Origin of the sequence: Streptomyces sp. NPDC088706, assembly GCF_044752765.1 — a bacterium.
GTDB lineage: Bacteria > Actinomycetota > Actinomycetes > Streptomycetales > Streptomycetaceae > Streptomyces.
The window spans coordinates 1,222,439-1,241,881 of record NZ_JBIVLW010000001.1 but is presented as its reverse complement, the minus strand read 5'-3'; the positions used below and the strand labels follow the sequence as shown (position 1 = coordinate 1,241,881).

Below are 19,443 nucleotides of genomic sequence, written 5' to 3'. Positions count from 1 at the left end.
GCACCGGTCACGGCCCAAGACGGTCCCCTACCGTCCCGCGGCCGGACGCACTGCGCCGATCAGCACTTCGGCCACCTCCGCCACCTGCTGGTCCAGGTAGAAGTGGTTGCCGGGGAACACCCGCACCTCGCACCCGGAGCGGGTGTGCTCCGCCCAGCGGGCCGCGTCGGCGGCCGTCACGACAGGGTCGTCGCGGCCGGTCAGCACCGTGACCGGCACGTCCAGCGGGTCGCCCGGGTGCCAGGAGTACGCGGCCAGCGCCCGGTAGTCGGCGCGCAGCGCGGGCAGCGCCATCTCCATCAGCTCGGGGTCGTCGAGCGCCGCCGCCGCCGTGCCGCCGAGCGACCGTACGGCGTTCAGGATCGCCGCGTCGTCCGGCAGCACGTCGCTGCGGGGCGGTACCGGCGAGGGCGCCCCGCGCCCGGACAGGAACAGCCGTACGGGGGCCGGGACGCCCCAGCTCCGCAGGGTGCGGGCCGTCTCGTAGGCGAGCAGGGCGCCCATGCTGTGGCCGAAAAGGGCGTACGGCCGCCCCTGCGGGTCCCGTAGCCGCTCGGCGATCCGCCCCGCGAGCTCGGTGATCTCGCCGGCCGGCGTCTCGCGCCTGCGGTCCTGCCGGCCCGGGTACTGCACGGCCCGGACCTCGATCCGGGGCGCCAGCAGCCGCGCCAGTGGCGCGTACGCGCTGGCCGAGCCGCCCGCGTGCGGGAAGCAGACGAGCCGGACCGCGTCGTCGCTCTCCGACGGCGGGCCGAAACACCGAAACCAAAGGTTGTCCACGACAGTCCTCACTGTGTCTTCGATTGCATTGCCGCGAAGGGCTCCTGGGCCCGCGCGAGGCGCAACGCCCGGCCCCACCAGGCGAGCCGGTCCAGCATCAGCCGGGCCGTTTCCTCGTAGGCGGCGGCGCCCTCGGCGACGGGACGGCCGTCCGCCCCGAAGCACTCCCGGTACTCGTGGAAGCTGACGGTCTCGCGGACGGTCACCGCGTGGAACTCCGCGAAGACCTGGCGCAGATGGCCCACCGCGGCCAGACCGCTGGAGGCGCCCCCGTAGGAGAGGAAGGCGACGGGCTTGGCGTGCCACTCCTCGTCGTACCAGTCGATCGCGTTCTTCAGCGATGCCGGGAAGCTCTGGTTGTACTCCGGGGTGACCACGATGAAGGCGTCGGCGGCGGCCAGCCAGGGCGCCAGGTCCTGGACCGCCTGCGGCTTGAGCGCCGCCGGGTCGGCGGACATGATGTCGGGCAGCCAGGCGGTCGCCAGGTCGATCACGTCCACGTCGAAGTCGGGGCGTAACCGGGCCCGGGACGCCATCCATTCCGCGGCCACCGGACCGAACCTGCCCTTGCGGACACTGCCGATGACGACGACGAGCCGCAGCTGATCACTTTCGGACATTCCTGCCTCTCCGGGTATTCCTTCCAGGCTGACTCGGCCCGCCCCTCCACTCTGTCCGAGGCCCCTTCGGGTTTGCTTCGGACTGCCTTCGGAAGGCCTTGTCAGGACTGCGTAAAAGGCTGTGACCTGCATGACTTTGGCCATGGCACGGTGGCACGGGCGGGTTACTGTGCAGTCATGCGATTCGGGGTTCTGGGGCCACTGGAGGTGTGGACAGCGCAGGGGAGGCAGATCCGGGTCCCCGAGCTGAAGGTCCGCACGCTCCTGGCCGACCTCCTCGTCCACCACGGGCACGTGGTCTCCACCGGACAGCTGATCGAGGACCTGTGGGGTGGTTCCACCTTCACCGCGCAGCCCGCCTCCTCTCTCCAGGCGAAGGTCTCCCAACTGCGCCGGGCGCTGGAGAACGCGGAGCCCGGCGCCCGGTCGCTGGTCCTCCACCGGCCGCCCGGCTATCTCCTCGACGTACCGGCCGACGCACTCGACCTCGGCCGCTTCCGGGCCCTGGTCACCGAGGCCAGGGCCTGCGACGTACCCCGCACCAGAGCGGCCCTGCTGACCGACGCGCTGGCGCTCTGGCGCGGCCCCGCCTTCGCGGACTTCGCCGGCCTGCCGTTCGCCGGGCCCGCCGCGGTGAGCCTGGAGGAGGAGCGGCTGAGGGTCGTCGAGGAGCACGCCGACGCCCGGCTCGCGCTGGGCGAGCACGGGGCGCTGCTGGGCGAACTCGCCGCGCTCGTCGGCCGGTTCCCGCTCCGGGAGGGGCTGCGGGCCGCACAGATGCGGGCCCTGTACCTGGCGGACCGGCCCACCGACGCCCTGGACAGCTTCGCGGAGTTCCGGCGCACCCTCGACGAGGAGCTCGGGCTGACCCCGGGCCCGGCCCTGGTCGAGCTCCAGCGCGCCATCCTCCGCCACGATCCGCACCTCGCCCGCCGCGAGCCCGGACCGGCCGCCGTCGTCACCGTCGCCCGGGCCCGCACCAACCTGTCCGCCCCCGCGGGCACCCTGATCGGGCGCGGTGACGCCCTCGCCGAGGTACGCCGTCTGCTCACCGAACGGCGACTGGTCACGCTGACCGGTCCCGGCGGGGTCGGCAAGACCCGGATGGCGGTGGCGGCGGCCGAAGGCGCGGCGGCCGAATTCCCCGACGGGGTCTGGCTGGTGGAGCTGGCCCGGACCGACGCCGACGACAGCCCGATGGACCAGCGGGACCTCGCCGAGCTGGTGCTGGGCGTCCTCGGCATCCGGGAGAGCGTGCCCGACGACCGCGCGGACGACCCGGTACGGCGACTGGCCGGCGTCCTGGCCGCGCAGCGGGTGCTCCTCGTCCTGGACAACTGCGAGCACGTGCTCGACGCCGTGGTGCGCCTCGTCGGGCCGCTGCTCGACGGTGTCCCCGGCCTCCATGTGCTGACCACCAGTCAGGAACCGTTACGGATCACCCGGGAGGCCGTCTGGCCGGTGCTGCCGCTGGAGCTGCCGCCGCCCGGCCAGGACGGGGTGGAGGAGTTGCGCGCCTCCAGCGCCGTGCGGCTGTTCGCGGAGCGGGCCGCCGCCGGCGACCCGGCGTTCGTCCTCGACGACACCACCGCTCCGATGATCGCCGAGATGTGCCGCAGACTCGACGGCCTGCCGCTGGCCCTGGAGCTGGCCGCCACCCGCGTCCGGGCGCTGGGCGTGCGCGAACTGCACGACCGGCTCGACGACCGCTTCCGGCTGCTGACCGGCGGATACCGGGACGCGCCCCGGCGCCACCGCACCCTCCAGGCCACCATCGACTGGAGCTGGAGCCTGCTCGACCCCCGGGAGCAGGCCGTCCTGCGCCGGCTCGCGGTCTTCGCCGACGGCTGCTGCCTGGAGGCCGCCGAGGAGGTGTGCGCCGGGGGCGCGGTCGAGCGGACCGACGTGCTCGACATCCTCGCGGCGCTCGTGGACCGCTCCCTGGTGCTCCGGGTCGAGGGGGCCGGGTCCGCGCGCTACCGGCTGCTGGAATCCGTCGCCGTGTACGCCCAGCAGAAGCTGCGCGAGTCCGGGGAGGCCACCGGGATCGCGGCCCGCCAGCTGGGCCACTTCACCGAACTCGCCGAGCGGGCCAGGCCCCATCTCCACGGGCGGGACCAGTACCGCTGGCTGCGCCGGCTCGACGCGGAGTCGGCCAACTTCCAGCGCGCGCTGGAGGAGGCCCGCCGGACCGGGTTCGCGGCCACCGCCGTACGCCTGGCCAACGCGCTCAGCTGGTACCGGTTCCTGCGCGGACGGCTCGGCGAGGGCCGCAAGGCGCTGGCCGACGCGCTGAACACCCCCGGTGACGTGGCGCCCGCCGCCCTGGCCGAGGCGAGGGCGTGGCACACCGGCTTCACGCTGCTGCTCGGCGAGCCCGGCCGGGTCGCCGGACACACCGGGCCCGACGCCGGGTGCCCGCACGACCGGGCGGAGCAGACCGTGGAGCGGGCCCGCGCGGAGTGGTTCCTCGGATTCGCCCAGTGGACCGTGGGCGCGCTCTCGGCCGGGGAGCGCAGTGTGCAGCGGGCGCTGCGCGACTTCCGCGTCCTGCGCGACCCCTGGGGAACGGCGGCCGCGCTCAGCAGCCGTGCCGCGCTGGCGCTCGGCCGGGGCGACCTGGCCGCCCTGCACGGCAACGCGCTGGAGGCGCACGACCACTTCGTCGAACTGGGCGAGAACTGGGGAAAGCTGAAGGCGACCGAGACGCTCAGCGTCCTCGCCGAGATCAATGGGGACTACGAGCGCGCCACCGAGCTGCACGGTGAGGGCCTGCGCATCGCCGAGACCCTGGAGCTCTGGTCGGAGGTCTCCCGCCAGATGTCCGGCCTCGGCCGGATCGCCCTGCTCAGGAACCGCTACCGGGAGGCGGAGGACTTCCACGCCCGCGCCCTGCGGCTCGCCGTCGAGCAGGGGAACCGGCCCGCGGAGCAGTTCGCGGCGGTCGGCCTGGCCCTCGGCAGCCGGCGCGAAGGACGGCTGGAGGAGGCGGAGAGCCTGCTGCGCCCCTGGCTGGCCTGGAACCGCAGCCGCCACGACGCCCCGGGACTGGCCCTGGTCCTGGCCGAGCTCGGCTTCATCGCGGAACAGCGCGGCGACGGCCCCGCCGCCCTCATCCTGCACCTGGACGGCCTGGCCGCCGCCCGCGCCGCCGGTGACCCCCGCTCGGTCGCCCTGGCCCTGGAGGGAGTGGCGGGCGCCTGCTCCCTCACCGCCCGCCCGCACGAGGCGGCCCGACTGCTGGGCACGGCCACCGCCACCCGGCTGCGCTCGGGAGCCCCGCAGCCGCCCGCGGAGCAGGGCGATGTGGAGCGGATCTCCGCCCGCCTGCGCGAGCGCCTGGGAGCGCAGACGTACGCGGCGGAGTTCGCCGCCGGCGAGAGCCTGGACCACACGGAAGCCCTGGTGCCGGGCGCGTACCCGCTCTAGGCCCTCCGGGCGCGACGAACGCCGAAGTCCACCGCCCGCAACCCGATTCACGGCGTTCCTCCGGAATCCTCACCCAAAAAGCGATAAAATTCCCCATAAGCCACTATGTGTGTCCAGCCCGGTTCTCCGTCCGCCGCGACCACACCCCAGCCGAAGAGGAGCCGCGCAGATGCCCACCGCCACGGAGCACCTCCCCACGCCGACCACGCCCACCAGCACGCTCCGGGGTGCGGCCACGTCGCGGTCCCGCACGAGGACCACATCGACTACGTCCACGACAACCACCTGCACCGCGTGCACGGCGACCATGTGGACGAATGCGCCAAGTCGGCCCACGCGGTCCACGAGGGCCACGACCACCAGCACGGCCAGGACTGCGGCCACGTCGCCGTCCCCCACGGCGACCACGTGGACTACATCCACGACGGCCACCGCCACTCGGCGCACGACGGCCACTGGGACGACCACTGACCTACCGGAGCCGGGACCGCTGAACCCGGGCTTCTCGCGGCGGGGCGGCGCGGGCCCCATCCCCGGGACACGAAGAAGAAGAAGAGGAGCGACGACCGGGGCCGCCACCCCCCACAGGAGAGGCCCCGGCCGTCTTCCACGGGGTCGCAGCACGACCCCGTACTCATCTCAGCGCCGCGGCTGCGTTTTCTGTCACACCGCATCGCGGACCTGCGCATTGTTGCGAGTTGTACAAGTCATGGACGTGACCCCCGCCGAGCACGTAGCGTGCTGAGTCGCGCAGAGTGGCGCAGCAGTGGTGACCAGCTGCGATTGAGGACAGCAGGGCGGTTGAGGGAGTGCTGGGGGACGACGCGGAGCTGACCGCCGCGGTGCTCGCGGCACAGGACGGGGACGAGGACGCCTTCCGTGCTGTGTACCGCGCTGTACAGCCACGGTTGTTGGGATACATACGGACGCTGGTGGGCGAGCCGGACGCCGAGGACGTGGCGTCCGAGGCCTGGCTCCAGATAGCGCGCGACCTCGACCGGTTCAGCGGGGACGCCGACCGCTTCCGGGGCTGGGCGGCCCGGATCGCCCGTAACCGGTCGCTCGACCATCTGCGGATGCGCAGCCGCCGCCCCGCGATCGGCGGCGACGAGACGGAGCTGACCGGCAGGCCCGCCGAGTCCGACACCGCGGGCGATGCCATGGAGGCGCTCGACACCGACCGCACGATGTCCCTCATCGCCCAGCTCCCGCAGGACCAGGCCGAGGCCGTCGTGCTGCGGGTGGTCGTCGGCCTGGACGCGAAGAGCGCCGCCGAGACCCTCGGCAAGCGCCCCGGCGCCGTACGGACCGCCGCCCACCGCGGCCTCAAGCGCCTCGCCGAACTCCTCGGCGCCGACCACCCGGACTCGCCTCTCCCCGCCGGAGTGCCCGCCCCGGGCGGCGGCCCCGAAGATCCGGACCGGGCGTCGGCCCAGGGTTCCGGGAGCGACGCAGGTCAGGGCCAGGGCGGCGGCTCGGGGCTCGGTGCCGTACCCTCTCAGCGCCCCGGTAGGGGCGGTCCGGCAGCGCCCGCCGGGGTCACTCCCGGTGTGACGCATTCGAGACCGTGGACGCAGAGGGACATGTGATGGCCGACGAGCAGTACGAGTGGCTCGACAAGGACGCGGCGGAGAAACTGCTCCGCGGCGAGCCGGTCGTACCCCTCGGCGACCAGGCCCGTGACGACGCCCTCCGGCTCGCCGGAGCACTCGGCGCGGTCCGCGCGACCGGTCGCGCCCCGGCCGGTGAACTCCCCGGCGAGGACGCCGTGCTCACCGCGTTCCGGCAGGCCACCCGGGCCGGCGGTGACCGGCTCGCCGGGCGGGGCGCGGGCGCCGCACTCCCCGGACAGCCCGGAACGCTGCACTCCGTCCACATCGGCGCCGCCCCCGCCCCCGCCGCCCCGCCCCGCCGCCCGCGCTGGAGCCGCCCGGTCCGCTTCGGCCTGGCCGTCTCGCTCGCGGGCTGCGCGCTCGGCGGGGTGGCGGTCGCCGCCGGTACGGGGTTCCTCCCCGGCCCCCTGGGCGGCCAGGACGCCCCCGCGCCCGCCTCCTCCGTATCGGCGGCGACCCCCGGACCGCTGGTCTCCGGGCTGCCCGCCGAGGATCCGCCCTCCTCCCCCGCCCCGGCCCCGCCCGACACCCCCGCCCCGCTCTCCTCGCCCGACCGCGGCCGGCCCGGCGCGTCCGAGGAAGCCGCGGCACCGACGCCGGGCGGAAGCGGTCAGGAGAAGGACGACGGCGCCACCGGCGACCGCGCCCGCCCCGGCGACCCGGGCCGCGAGGACGCCTCCGAGGACCCCGCCGGCCGCGAGGACCGCCCCGACGACTCCTCTGACGGCCAGGACCAGGGCGGTCGTTGGTACGAGAAGTCGGTCAAGGCCTGCAAGGCTCTTCGCGCCGGCACCCTCGATGAGCGGAGCCGGCGTCAGCTGGTCCGGCTGGCCAAGGGCGAGGAGAACCTGGAGCGCTTCTGCGACCGGCTCCTCGACGGGGGCGGCCCCGGCGGCTCCTCCGGAGGCGGCGGCGGAGGCGGCGGGGACGACGACGGACCGGGCGACGGCGGCTCCCTGCCGCCCGTCTCCTTCGAACCCGCCCCGCCCGCCGCGGACGGCGATCGCCGGGCGGACGCCGGCATCCGGGCGGAGGCGGAGGCGGCGGTACCGCTGCGGCCCCCTGTTCCCGCCCCGACGGCCGTCCTCACCCGCTGACCTGGGCTTTTCATCCCGTACGAGGACGCGGACCCCGGCGGGACCGGTTCACGTGTGACGTTTTTCGGGGTCCGGGCGCAGTACAGAGTGAGCCGACTGGTCATCGGCCGCGCGACGAGCCGGGGTTCCCCCCGTACCTTCGGCTCAGCGCATCGGCGCGGGCGGGACACGTTCCCCCGGTCCCGCCCGCGCCCTCTCCCACCCCGAGGCCCCGGCGGGCCTCACCAGTAGATGACGACCTTGTCACCGTTCCTCACCTGGTCGAACAGGGCCGCCACCTTCTTCCGGTCCCGGACGTTCACACAGCCGTGCGAGGCGCCGCCGTAGCCGTTGGCCGCGAAGTCGGCGGAGTAGTGCACGGCCTGGCCGCCGCTGAAGAACAGGGCGTACGGCATCGGGGTGTCGTACAGCGTCGACACATGGTCCCGGGACTTCCAGTACACCGGGAACTCGCCCTCACGGGTGGGCGTGTACTCCGAGCCGAAGCGCACGTCCATCGCGGAGACGACCCGGCCGTCGATCATCCACGCCAGGGTGCGGCTCTTCTTGCTGACGCAGAGCACCCGGCCGCTCAGGCAGCGCTCGTCCGGCTTCGCCACCGGCCGCTCGGTCGGCGGGTCCAGCTCGTCGGCCGTCGGCGTACGGGTCATGGCCAGCAGTTTCCGCCAGGTGACCGCGTCGGTGCTGCCGGTCCCCTCCGCGCCCCGCTCGACCTGGAAGGACCGGACGGCCTCGGTGGTGACCGTGCCGTAGTAGCCGGTGGGGGTGCGCCCGAAGTGCCCGGTCTGCCGCAACCGGGCCTGCAACTCCCGCACCTGGGCCCCCTCGGACCCGGTCCGCATGAGGACCTGGGGCGGCGGGGCGGTGCTCGGCCGGGATGCGGGGGAGGAGGGCGCGGGCGGTGCGGTGGCCGACGCGGCGGGCGGGCGCTTCGGGCTCGCGGGCGGGATGCTGCCGCCCGGTCCGGCGTTGCCGGCCCCGCCCTTGTCGTCGTCGGTGGGCGAGGGGGAGGCGGAGGGCGGCGCGGTGGTGGGCCGGGCGGACGGCTGTCGCAGCGCGTCCGCCCCGGGGTCCTGCGGCGCGCACCCCGCCGCCAGGGCCGCCATCGCCAACACCCCGGCGACGGTCACGGCGCCGGCCCGCCTGCCGCGCGGACCCCCGTGCCGGTGGACCTGCGCGTACGGGCCGTGCTCCCGGGGCCCGGGCACGCGCGGGCCGTTGTTGCGGGGCGCCCACCCCTTCGGGCCGTCGCCCCCACTCCCGTACGCGTCACTCTCCGCGCCCACGTCGCTGTCCGCCATCCCCGCCATCCCCGCCATCCCCGTTTCCCCACGCTTCGGCCCGGCCCGCCCGATCGCACCGGTGCTTCCTCTGACGGATGCCCGTCCTGCCCGGTGGTCGAATCCTGTGTACGCAGCCGACGCAGCCAGGTCACGGCAGGACGGCCGAAAGGTCACGGCGATACGGCTGCTCCCCACCGGTGAGACGGCTGGACGCGGTGGCGTACAGACGTGCGAGACTCCGTCCATGCTGGGTGTTACCGACCTTCCGACCTACCTCGCCGGCCTGCTGCTGATCGTCCTCCTGCCGGGCCCGAACTCCCTGTACGTGCTCTCCGTCGCGGCCCGACGCGGCGTACGCACCGGCTACCGGGCCGCCGCCGGAGTGTGGACCGGGGACACCGTCCTGATGACGCTCTCCGCGCTCGGCGCGGCCTCGCTGCTCCAGACCACCCCCCTGCTGTTCGCCGTCGTCAAGTACGCGGGCGCCGGATACCTGACCTGGCTGGCGATCGGCATGCTGCGCGCGGCGGCGTCCCTGTGGTGCGAACGGCACCGGCGCACCGCCGAACTGGCGGAGGCGGCCGAGGCGCCCGCGGCGGGGGCGGCGATGGAGAACCCCTACCGGCGGGCGCTGGTGGTCAGCCTGATCAACCCGAAGGCGATCCTGTTCCTGATCTCGTTCTTCGTGCAGTTCGCCGACCCCGGCTACGCCTACCCGGCGCTGTCGTTCCTGCTGCTGGGGGCGCTGCTCCAGCTCGCCAGTTTCCTGTACCTCTCGACGCTGATCTTCGGCGGTACCCGCCTGGCCGCCGCCTTCCGCCGCCGCAAGCGGCTCTCGGCCGGGGCGACTTCGGCGGCGGGCGTGCTGTTCCTCGGGTTCGCGGCGAAGCTCTCGTTCAGCAGCGTCTAGGGACCGCGTCGGGGGGCGTCCGGAACCCGTGGCCGTGAGCGCGGCGTACTCATGCGTGCCAGGCCTTGCCCCCGACGTTGTGGATCATCCGCTGGAGCACCTTCAACGCGGCGACGAACTCCTCGTCGGGGATGCCCTCGTGGATCTCCTCGCGGGCCCGCGCGACCCGGACGAGCGTCCGGTCGCGCAGGGCCCGTCCCTCGGCGGTGATGCGCAGCCGCGCCCCGTCGTCCTGGGCGATCAGCGCTCGTTCCACGAGCTCGTCGACGGCCGTCTCGATGCCGTCCGTCCCGGTGTCGAGGTAACCGCCGAGGAGTGCGGCCAGCTCGGCGCGGCCGTGCCCGTCGCCGTCCGCGTCGGCGAGCTGGTTGAGCACCCACCAGGGCGGCTGTGTGAGCCCGTGTTCGGCCAGTGCCGCCCGGATGTGGGTGACCGTCGCGTCGTGCGCGGCCCAGCTCCAGTAACCGATCGGCTGGCGGGCGAGTCCTGCGTCGTCGTGGGAGTAGTTCATGCCCCCGAAGGTAGGACCTCAACTGGACTTGAGGTCAAGGGGCGGTGGCGGTGTTCCCGCGACGGCCCTGCCGGGTGGCTGCGGTCACCCCGTGGACGGGCAGAGTTCACCCCGCGTCGCGCCCGGTGTCACCTAATCCTTCCGGTCCGTCATTACGTTGTTCCGGACCATGATCGAAGGTGAGGACCCGCGTGCCGAAACTGTCCGTTGTCGTACCGTTCCACAATGTCGGGGCCTTCGCCGGGACCACGCTGGGCAGTCTGGCCCGCAACGCAACTGGGGACATGGAGTTCCTGCTGGTCGATGACGCCTCCACGGACGGCACGGCGGCTGTGGTCGATCACTGGGCCGGCCGGCTGCCCGGGGCCCGGGTGATCAGGCACCGTACGAACGCGGGCATCGCCGCCGCCCGCAACAGCGGCATCGACGCCGCGCGCGGCGACTTCCTCACCTTCCTCGACGGGGACGACTGGTACGCCCCCGGCCACCTCGGCCGCCTCCTGCGGGCCGCCCAGGACCTCGACTGCGACTTCGCGCGCACGGATCACGTCCAGTCCACCGGGACCAGCCGTGTCGTGCGGCGGGCCCCCGCCCCGCTCCGGGACACGGTGCTCGACCCCCGTGCGGGGATCGGGGCGCCCGAGCGGGAGACGATGGTCGACTACCCCTTCGTCTGGGCGGGGATCTACCACCGGCGGCTCTTCGAGGACGGGGCCCAGCGCTTCGCCACCGAACTGCGCACCGCCGAGGACCGGTTGTGGATATGGCAGCTCCATCTGCGCGCCCGCACCTACGCGGCGCTCGGACTGTACGGCGTCTTCTACCGGCGCGGGGTCACCACCTCGCTCACCCAGATCAAGGACGACCGGCAGCTCGACTTCTTCCCCGCCTACGACACGCTGCTCGACCAGCTGCGGGCGGACCGGGACGCCGAGCGCCTGCTCCCCAAGGCCGTCCGCACGTACTGCGCGATGATCGCCTTCCACAACGAGAAGGCGGCCGCCTACGAGCCCGCCACCGCCCGGCGGCTGCGCGGCGAGTCCGCCGCCGCACTGCACCGGATGCCGCAAGAGGTGCTCGACCGCACCCTGGCGACGATCGACGACAAGCGCGGCGTGCTCCTCGGCCGCCTGCGGAACAAGCAGAAGGCCGCCTGACCCATGCCCGTGCTCACCCAGATCTTCCAGGTGTCCACCCTCTACGGTGCGGCCACCCTCGCCGCCGCGATCGACGCGGGCCAGTTCGGTCCGGCCCGGGACAGCCGCCGCATCCTCCTGGTCTCCAACAACTCCGCGGTGCCCGAGACGGCGCTCCGGATGGCGGACATGCCGGGCTACGCCCCGATCGCGGCCCGCTTCGACTCCGTCGTCGACTGGAACGAGGCGATCAGCCCGCACCACCCCAGCGGCTGGGGCCCCCGCGCCGAGGAGACCGTGCTGTGGCAGCGCGCCTTCCGGCTGGCCTGGGGCATCGGCGCGGACGACCGGGTGGAGCTGGCCGTCGAGTCCATCCAGGTCAATCCGGCCCTGGCCCTCGCGGCGATCTTCTCCGAGAGTGCCCTGCACGTGTACGCCGACGGCTTGATGAGCTACGGCCCGACCAGGAACAAGCTGCCCGGCTCGGTCGGCTGCCGGATCCGCCGGGTCCTCCATCTCGACCTGGTGACCGGCCTGAAGCCCCTGCTGCTCACCGAGTTCGGAGTCGAGGCGGAACTGGTCCCGGACGACGCCTTCCGCCGGGTCCTCACCGAGCTGTCCGACGAGGCGGAGGGGGACCGGCACCTCGCCGCCGTGGAGGCCGAGGCGCCCACGGCGGTGCTGCTGGGCCAGTACCTCGCCACCCTGGGCATCCTCACGGCCGAGGAGGAGGAGGACCTGCACGAGGAGATGCTGCGCGGTGCGGTCCGCGCCGGCCACACCTCGGTCCTCTTCAAGCCGCACCCGACCGCACCGGCCAGCTACTCGCGGGCGCTGGAGCGGGCGGCCGAGGAGGCTGGGGTCCGGCTCACCGTGCTGGACAGCCCGCTGCTGGCCGAGACCCTCTACGAGCGCTGTGCGCCCCGGCTGGTCGTCGGCTGCTTCTCCACCGCGATGTTCACCGCCGCCGCGTACTACGGCATCCCCATCGCCAGGGTCGGCACCCGGCTCGTTCTGAACCGGATCACCCCCTACGAGAACAGCAACCGCATCCCGCTGACGATCGTCGACCACCTCGTGCCCGCCCTGGACCGGCTCGGCGGGAACGCCCCCGCCCGGCTCGGTGGGAACGCCCTGGACCGGCTCGGCGGGAACGCCCCGGACCGACCCGACGGGAACGCCCCCGCCCGGCCCGAAGCGGTCGGCGCCGGACCCGACGCCGGGGCGGTACAGCGAACCGCGCCCGCCACGCTCGGCCCACTGGTCCGCACCGTCGGGTACTGCATGCAGTCCCGCCTCCACCCCGCCCTGCGCCCCGACGCCGAAGCCTGGCTGCGGGAACACCTCGACAGCACCACCCAGCACTACTTCAAGCGCCGCCGCCTCCAGATGCTCACCCTCCCCGGCGGCGGCCCCCGGGGCGCCGCCGTCCGGCTGCGCCGCACCGTCCGCCGGACCCGCACCAGCCTGGGCCTCTGACCCGGGACACCCCCACCCGAGGACCATGTCGACCACACCACCCGCCCCCGCTCCCGTCCCGGCTCCCGCCTCCGCCCCCGCTTCCGCGCCTGCGGCGGGGGCCCCGGACCCGGTGGCTCCCGCACGCGAGCACCGCTACGACATCGACCTGATCAGGCTGCTCTGTTCGGTCGGCGTGATCGTCTGCCACACGGGATCCGCGTTCGTGAACACGGTCGGCCGCACGGCGTCACAGGGTCCTGGCACCTACTGGGCCGGCCTGACCGCCGACTCCGCCGGGCGCTTCGCCGTACCGCTCTTCTTCGCCATCGCCGGCTGGGTGGTCCTGGTCGGCGCCCCGCCCAGGGACGGCGCGCGTCTGCGGCGGCGCGTCGTGCGGATCGCGGTACCGCTCGCCGTCTGGACGGTGGCCTATCTGGCATGGGGCCGCCTGCGCGGGACCAACGACGGCCCGGTGGGTGAGCTGGCCCTCGATGCGGTGTTCGCCTCGGTCCGCCCCGCGTACCACCTCTGGTACCTCTACGCCTACCTCCCCGTGGTCATGCTCCTGGCCTTCGTCGTGCTGGTCAGGTCGGGCAAACGGCCCTGGGGACTCGGCGCGGTCCTGCTGGTCCTGGCGAGCGCCCCCTCGTTCCTCGGTGGGCTCGCCGAGGCCACCGGCCGGGAACTCCCGCGCTTCGGCTGGGCCTTCGGCCCGTACCAGCTGATCTACGCGCTGCTCGGCGCGCTGCTGCTCGCCGCACCGGCCGGTACGTTCGGCAGGAGGCGCCTGCCGTGGCTGCTGCTCGCGGCGGCCGGGCTGGCCGGGGTGATCGCGTACCAGCACGAGGTCCACTACGCGATCCCGTACGCGCACGTGCTCGTGGCCCTGTTCGGCTGCGGGGTCCTGGTCTCCCTGCACGGCCTGCGCGTCCCGCGGCGGCTGCGCCCCGGCCTGACCCGGCTGGCCGACGCGTCCTTCGGGGCCTACCTGGTGCACGTACTGGTCCTCGGCGTCCTCACCGACGCCTTCGTCCGGGCGGATCTGACCCGGCCCGCCGCCGTGGCCCTCGTCGCCGGGGTGGCGGCGGCCACCACGGCGGTGTCCTTCGGTGCCGCTCTGCTGTGGACCCGCCTCGGGGCGAGCCGGGTCCTCGGCTGAGTCACCCGAGCGGCGCGCGGGCCACCTTGAGCGCCCGTGCCCGCCGGGCCACCCGGCGCAGCGTCCTGTTCCGGCGCAGGAACGCCAGCCGTGCGGGTACCACCCCGGGGAGCGCGAGCGAGGCCAGCCGGCGACGCTTGAAATAGCGCCAGGTACGGGCGTCGAGTTGGCCGGACAGATAACGTTCGGCGGCCGGCCGCAGGTCCGGGCGGACCCTCGGCTGCATGGCGAAGCCGACCGCCGCCAGCAGGCCGCCGACCTCCGCCGCCGTACGCGCAGCCGGGGCGAGGGCGCCCCCGCCGCCCGTCCCGGCGGGCCCCGCCCCGGTGTCCGCCAGGACGGGCAGGTCGGGCAGGTCGGGCAGGTCGGGCAGCAGGGCGTCGGCGAGCGTCGCCGGTATCCGAGCGGCGTTCTCGTACGGGGCGAGCCGCTCCAGGAGCAGGCCCGTGCCGACCGTCGCCACGGGCAGCCCGTGCGGCCCGGCCGCCGCGAACAGCGCCGCCGAGGAGCAGCCGACCACCAGGGCCGGCCGCAGGCGGTGCAGAAGGACACCGGCGGCGACGGGCACGGAGGCGTCCAGCACGGTCAGTTCGACGCCCAGCCGCGCCGCCTCGGCGCCCATCGCGGCCAGGTCCTCCCGCGGTCCGTACGGCTCCGGCGCGAACACCAGCCGCGTGTGCCCCAGCGCCGCGGCGCCGCGCACCATCTCCGACCGCAGCTGCTCCGCCTCGGCCGGGGAGAGCGGTCCGGGCGCGGCGAGACGCTGTCCCAGCAGCAGCGCGGGCGCCTCGACGTCCGGCACGTCCATCGGTACGTCGGCGAGTTCGGCCACGACCGTCAGGATCGCCGCGGTCGGCACGGCCTGGGCCCGGACGCGGTACTCACCCAGCAGCAGCGGCTCCAGACCGGGGACCAGGTCCGGATGGAACAGCCGCCGCACCCGGGTGCCGGTCAGGGGCGGAACCCTGCCGCCGGTCGGCCCGTAGCAGGCCGGTCCGTCGGCGTACACATCTATCGGTACGCCGGTGAACAGCCGAGTGAGGGTCTGCGCGGGGCCGGCGTGCGGGGACTCCACCACGAGCTCCACCTCCTCCTCGCCCAGACCCCAGGCGCGCCGGAAGTGGCGTTCCCACAGGGGGACGTCGTCGGTCCTGGGCAGCCAGCCGTCCGGATGGAAGGGGAAGATCGCGTCGTTCCACGAGAGCACCTCGTCGAACCGCGTGCGCAGCCGCTCGAAGCCGGGGCTCTCCGCCGGGTCCGGCACGGCCTCCGGAGCCGGGCCGGCCGTCCGGGACAGCAGCAGGACCCGGCGGGAGTCGCCGGGGAAGAAGCCCGCGTCGATCATGGCGGCGAGCGTCACCACCGCGGTGGGGGTCGAGGCGTGGCAGATGCGGGTCGTCACGCGGCCCTCACCCCCGCCGTGGTGACCGGGCGCCTGCGCAGTCGGCGCAACCGGGTCGCCCGCTCCAGGTCCATGGAGTCCAGGGCTTCGTCCAGTACGCCCTGGGGCAGCCGCGCCAGCGCCGCCGCGCTGCCCGCCTTCAACTCACGGGCCAGGGACGGCTCCAGCACGCCCAGGGAATCCAGGTGGTGGGAGATGACGGCGCAGTAGGTGCGCACGGCCTTGGGCAGCAGCACCTCCGCGTCACGGTCCGCCGCGGTCTCCTCGACGACCTGGTCGAACGCGCGGAGGAAGTCGAGCCGGCGTCCGTCGCCGATCCGGGTGAGGGAGGTGGGGACCCCGCGCCGGTAGAAATAGCTCAGCGTGTTCAGCACCGCGAAGGACTCGGCCTCGCGGTGCAGCCGCCAGATCCACGGCCGGTCCTCCGCGGTGTGCAGCCCCTCGGTGAAGTGCAGCAGCCCCCGGTCCAGGAGGCGGCGGTGGTAGAGCCCCGCCCAGGCGTAGGCGTAGTCCACCGACGTGGTGCGCGTCGCGGGCAGGATCGCGTCCCTCGGAGCGCCGACCGCTCCGCAGGGGCCGTGCGGCACCCGCCGTACGCTGCGGGACCTGCCGTTCACCCGGACATGCGCGGTGCGCACGAAGTCGCAGCCCAGCGCCTCCGTCCGGGCGAGCAGCTCGGCGAAGTGACCGGGGGCGAGCCAGTCGTCGCCGTCCAGGAAGGCGATGTACTCCCCGCTCGCGGCGTTCAGCCCGGTGTTGCGCGCGGCGGCGATACCGCCGTTGACCTCGCGCCGGCGCAGGGACGCCCCGGGGATCTCGTCCCGGGCGCGCAGGAGCAGTTCGCCGGTCCCGTCGGTCGAGCAGTCGTCGACCAGGATGAACTCGAAGTCCTCGCGGAGGTTGGTCCGCAGGCTCGTGAGGGTGTCCGGCGCATAGGCCCGCACATTGAAGAACGGCACGATGACGGAGAGCTTGACCACCCGCCCGACCTTAGGGCGGGGTGCGGCACGGGCTCTGTCCCCGGTGAGGAATGCGGGTGAACGGCGACCGTCGAAGCGGTGAACCCGTGCAGCTCCGCTGCCGCCATCGGGAATTCCCGCGGAAGCGCGACTATTTCTCCGCGCCCGTGATGAAGGGAATTTTTCGGGCCCGTTTCCGGAGGGGCTGCACACCCCCGCTGCACCGCTGAAACCCCGGCGAAGGCACGCTGGTTGACGCGCCGGCCTCATCCCGCCCCATGGAGGTTGAACGACGAATGGCGCATGGATGAACCACCCGTCACCGCAGTTCCTTTCCTGTGCCTGGCCTGGCGATTCCCCAATAGTCGGCGCGCTGTTAACCATTTGTTGCCGTCGCGTTGGGCCGCGCATCGAAATGCCTTCCTAACTTCTAGGACGTGCCCTCACGTACCAGCAATACGGCCGATCCGGCCCGAACCCCCGCCGAGCCCCGCCCGGCGCTGCGGGTCGCCGTCCTCGCCGACTCCGACACCCGGTGGAAATGGGGCGCGCTCACCGCGCGCCGCCTGACCGCCGGGACGGACGAGCGGGGCGCGCGCCCCGTCGAGGTCAGCGGGCTGCTGCTGCGCGGCCGGGCCACCCCGACCCCTCGCCAGCTCGCGGAGGTCGGTGAGGTCGGCATCGAGGCGGAGAAGGTCCGCGAGGTCACCGCCGTCGAGTTCCTGCACACCGTGCGCGACGAGCGGTACGACGTCGTCGTCCTCGCCCTCGTCGGCGGCGGCGTCCAGGCCATGCTGCACGGCCTGGCCGCACTGAACCTCACCCGCCGGCCCGTCATCGTCACCGGATACGTGGGCGTCGTCTACGAGAAGCTCGCCGACGGCCTCCTGCTCCGCCACGGCGCGGACGTCGTCCTCGCCAACTCCGCCCACGACGCGGAACGTTTCCGCGCGGTGTACCAGGGCGTCGGCGCCGACGCATCGGCCGTCACGGAGGCGGCGCTCCCCTTCCTCGGCGGAGCCCCGTACCGCGCCGAGGAGGGCCGCGACACCGTGGTGTTCGCCGCCCAGCCCTCCGTACCGGCCTCCCGCGTCGACCGCACGTACCTGCTCCGCCGGCTCGTCGAGCACGCCCGGCTGCACCCGCGCCGCGAGGTGCTGCTCAAGCTGCGCTCCAAGCCCGGCGAGCACACCACGCACATCGAGGAGCTGCCCTACCAGCGGCTCGCGCAGAGGGTGCCCGGCGGCCTGCCGCCCAACTTCCGCCTGGTGTACGGGCACATGGGCGAGGTCCTGGACCGTACCGACCTCCTGGTCACCGTCTCCTCGACCGCCGCCCTGGAGTCCCTGCACCGCCGCATCCCGACCGCGGTCCTCACCGACCTCGGCGTCCGGGAGCCGCTCGGCAACCACCACTTCGTCGGCTCCGGGCTCCTCACCTCCTGGGACCGGCTCGACGGCGGGTTCCGCCCGCGCCCCGACGGACAGTGGCTGGCCGACCAGGGCGTCGCCGCCGACGGCTCGTACGGCACCGCCTACGACAGGGCCCGCGCCCAGGTGACCGCCCTCCTGGAGAGCGGCCGGCTCCCGCCCCTGGCCCCGTACTACACACCCGCCACCGCCCCCGGCTACCTCCCCGGCATCCTCGCCCGCCACCACCTGGCCCCGGACGGCACCCCGCTGCCCGGCGCCGCCGCGCCGCAGGAGCACGGCCGGGTGCGGGGCGCGGTGCGCGAGACCGTCCGCAACGCGGCGCGCGGCGCCTACCGCCAGGGCGTCCAGCGCGTCGCCCCGGTGATCCGCCGGATGGGGGAGCTGTGACCACCACCTCAGGAGCCCCGATGACACCGACCGTCCTCGCCGTGATCCCCGCCCGCGGCGGATCCAAGGGCGTCCCCGCCAAGAACCTCGCCGAGGTCGGCGGCATCCCGCTGGTGGCCCGCGCGGTCCGCGCCGCGCTCGGCGCCCCCGAGGTCACCGACGTCGTGGTCACCACCGACGACGCGGCGATCGCGGAGGCCGCCCGCACCGCCGCCGCCCACCTCGGTGCCGCCCACCGGCTGCACTGCGTGCGGCGCCCCGCCGCCATCGCCGGAGACACCGCGACCAGCGAGGCGGCCGTCCTGCACGCCCTGGACGCCTACGAGGCCGAGCGCGCCCGGAGCGTGGACGTGGTCCTCCTCGTCCAGTGCACCAGCCCGTTCGTCTCCCGCGAGGACATCGCCGGGGTGGCCCGGGCGGTGGCCCACGAGGGCGCCGACACAGCCGTCACCGTCGCCCCGTTCCACGGGTTCCTCTGGCGCGACGGGCACGCGGTGGAGGAGGGCACGTACGGCGTCAACCACGACAAGTCCGTACGCCCGCGCCGCCAGGACCGCCCCCAGGACCACCTGGAGACCGGCGCCGCCTACGCGATGGACGCGGCGGGCTTCCGTACCCACCGCCACCGCTTCTTCGGCCACACCGCCCTGGTGCCCACCGACCCGGCCCGGGTGCTGGAGATCGACGACCCGCACGACCTGGCCCGCGCCCGCGCGCTCGCGCCGCTCCTGGACCCCTCGCCGCTGCCCTCCCTCGCGGACGTGGACGCGGTCGTCCTGGACTTCGACGGCACCCAGACCGACGACCGGGTCATGGTCGACTCCGAGGGCCGCGAGACCGTCGCCGTGCACCGGGGCGACGGGCTCGGCATCGCCGCCCTGCGCAAGGCCGGCGTGCCGCTGCTGATCCTCTCCACCGAACAGAACCCGGTCGTCGCCGCCCGCGCCCGCAAGCTCCAAGTGCCCGTCCTGCACGGCATCGACCGCAAGGACGAGGCGCTCAAGCAGTGGTGCGACGAGCAGAACATCGCGCCCGACCGGGTCCTCTACGTCGGCAACGACGTCAACGACCTGCCCTGCTTCGCCCTCGCGGGCTGGCCCGTGGCGGTGGGCAGCGCCCATGACTCGGTACGCGCCGCGGCGCGCGCCGTCACGACCACTCCCGGCGGCTACGGCGCCATCCGCGAGATCGCGGCCTGGCTGCTGGGCCCCACGCTCACCACGACCACGAACCCCACAGCCCCCACCGTCCCCACCACGTAAG

At 74.2% G+C, this 19,443-nt stretch carries 16 protein-coding genes; 10 read left to right on the top strand and 6 right to left on the bottom strand.

The window, feature by feature from the left end; genetic code table 11:
* Positions 1-27: 27 nt before the first annotated feature.
* Together ACIQAK_RS05580 and ACIQAK_RS05575 are read right to left on the bottom strand one after the other, a co-directional pair.
* Positions 28-780, bottom strand: a complete 753-nt coding sequence (locus ACIQAK_RS05580; RefSeq protein ID WP_366390944.1) for an alpha/beta fold hydrolase — start codon at positions 778-780, stop codon at positions 28-30.
* Positions 781-788: 8 nt separating this feature from the next.
* On the bottom strand, positions 789-1,400 hold the full coding sequence (locus tag ACIQAK_RS05575) for an NAD(P)H-dependent oxidoreductase (protein ID WP_366390945.1): 612 nt from the start codon (positions 1,398-1,400) through the stop codon (positions 789-791).
* Between the two features lie 177 nt (positions 1,401-1,577).
* Between ACIQAK_RS05575 and ACIQAK_RS05570 the strand changes: the two genes are divergently transcribed.
* The 4 genes from ACIQAK_RS05570 (at position 1,578) to ACIQAK_RS05555 (ending at position 7,539) form a co-directional block, all read left to right on the top strand.
* Positions 1,578-4,829, top strand: a complete 3,252-nt coding sequence (locus tag ACIQAK_RS05570; RefSeq protein WP_366390946.1) for a BTAD domain-containing putative transcriptional regulator — start codon at positions 1,578-1,580, stop codon at positions 4,827-4,829.
* Between the two features lie 105 nt (positions 4,830-4,934).
* Positions 4,935-5,300, top strand: coding sequence for a hypothetical protein (locus ACIQAK_RS05565; RefSeq protein ID WP_366390947.1), 366 nt, complete (start codon positions 4,935-4,937; stop codon positions 5,298-5,300).
* 338 nt (positions 5,301-5,638) lie between these two features.
* On the top strand, positions 5,639-6,418 hold the full coding sequence (locus tag ACIQAK_RS05560) for an RNA polymerase sigma factor (protein WP_366390948.1): 780 nt from the start codon (positions 5,639-5,641) through the stop codon (positions 6,416-6,418).
* Positions 6,397-7,539, top strand: coding sequence for a hypothetical protein (locus ACIQAK_RS05555; RefSeq protein WP_366390949.1), 1,143 nt, complete (start codon positions 6,397-6,399; stop codon positions 7,537-7,539). The genes ACIQAK_RS05560 and ACIQAK_RS05555 overlap by 22 nt, the downstream gene beginning before the upstream one ends.
* A gap of 221 nt (positions 7,540-7,760) precedes the next feature.
* Here ACIQAK_RS05555 and ACIQAK_RS05550 read toward each other — a convergent pair whose 3' ends face one another.
* The gene (locus ACIQAK_RS05550; RefSeq protein ID WP_401363327.1) at positions 7,761-8,840 is read right to left on the bottom strand and encodes a L,D-transpeptidase family protein; all 1,080 of its coding nucleotides are present in this window, start codon (positions 8,838-8,840) and stop codon (positions 7,761-7,763) included.
* A gap of 226 nt (positions 8,841-9,066) precedes the next feature.
* Between ACIQAK_RS05550 and leuE the strand changes: the two genes are divergently transcribed.
* A complete protein-coding gene (leuE, locus tag ACIQAK_RS05545) occupies positions 9,067-9,732 on the top strand; it encodes a leucine efflux protein LeuE (protein WP_366390950.1) in 666 nt (221 codons plus the stop codon).
* A gap of 49 nt (positions 9,733-9,781) precedes the next feature.
* Here the strand turns inward: leuE and ACIQAK_RS05540 are convergent, their stop codons facing one another.
* Positions 9,782-10,243: a MarR family winged helix-turn-helix transcriptional regulator gene (locus ACIQAK_RS05540; protein WP_366390951.1), complete on the bottom strand. Its 462-nt coding sequence runs from the start codon at positions 10,241-10,243 to the stop codon at positions 9,782-9,784.
* A 191-nt stretch (positions 10,244-10,434) separates the two neighbouring features.
* On the opposite strand from ACIQAK_RS05540, the gene ACIQAK_RS05535 reads away from it, so the two are divergent.
* From ACIQAK_RS05535 to ACIQAK_RS05525, 3 genes are read left to right on the top strand one after another with little or no spacing between them, the layout of a single operon-like run.
* Positions 10,435-11,400: a glycosyltransferase family 2 protein gene (locus ACIQAK_RS05535; protein ID WP_366390952.1), complete on the top strand. Its 966-nt coding sequence runs from the start codon at positions 10,435-10,437 to the stop codon at positions 11,398-11,400.
* A 3-nt stretch (positions 11,401-11,403) separates the two neighbouring features.
* Complete coding sequence (locus ACIQAK_RS05530) at positions 11,404-12,858, top strand: polysialyltransferase family glycosyltransferase (RefSeq protein ID WP_366390953.1); 1,455 nt, start codon at positions 11,404-11,406, stop codon at positions 12,856-12,858.
* 25 nt (positions 12,859-12,883) lie between these two features.
* Entirely contained in the window at positions 12,884-13,999 is a 1,116-nt protein-coding gene (locus ACIQAK_RS05525) for an acyltransferase (RefSeq protein WP_366390954.1), read from the top strand.
* Position 14,000: 1 nt separating this feature from the next.
* Here the strand turns inward: ACIQAK_RS05525 and ACIQAK_RS05520 are convergent, their stop codons facing one another.
* Both ACIQAK_RS05520 and ACIQAK_RS05515 read right to left on the bottom strand, forming a co-directional pair.
* Positions 14,001-15,401, bottom strand: coding sequence for a hypothetical protein (locus ACIQAK_RS05520; RefSeq protein WP_366390955.1), 1,401 nt, complete (start codon positions 15,399-15,401; stop codon positions 14,001-14,003).
* Entirely contained in the window at positions 15,398-16,381 is a 984-nt protein-coding gene (locus ACIQAK_RS05515; RefSeq protein ID WP_366390956.1) for a glycosyltransferase family 2 protein, read from the bottom strand. The genes ACIQAK_RS05520 and ACIQAK_RS05515 overlap by 4 nt, the downstream gene beginning before the upstream one ends.
* Before the next feature lie 416 nt (positions 16,382-16,797).
* Here ACIQAK_RS05515 and ACIQAK_RS05510 point away from each other — a divergent pair, with 416 nt between their 5' ends.
* Together ACIQAK_RS05510 and ACIQAK_RS05505 are read left to right on the top strand one after the other, a co-directional pair.
* Positions 16,798-18,180 carry a DUF6716 putative glycosyltransferase gene (locus ACIQAK_RS05510; protein WP_366390957.1) on the top strand — a complete coding sequence of 461 codons (1,383 nt, stop codon included), beginning with the start codon at positions 16,798-16,800 and terminating at the stop codon, positions 18,178-18,180.
* Positions 18,181-18,200: 20 nt separating this feature from the next.
* Positions 18,201-19,442 (top strand): acylneuraminate cytidylyltransferase, encoded by a 1,242-nt coding sequence (locus ACIQAK_RS05505; protein WP_366390958.1) that lies wholly within the window; start codon positions 18,201-18,203, stop codon positions 19,440-19,442.
* Position 19,443 lies beyond the last annotated feature (1 nt).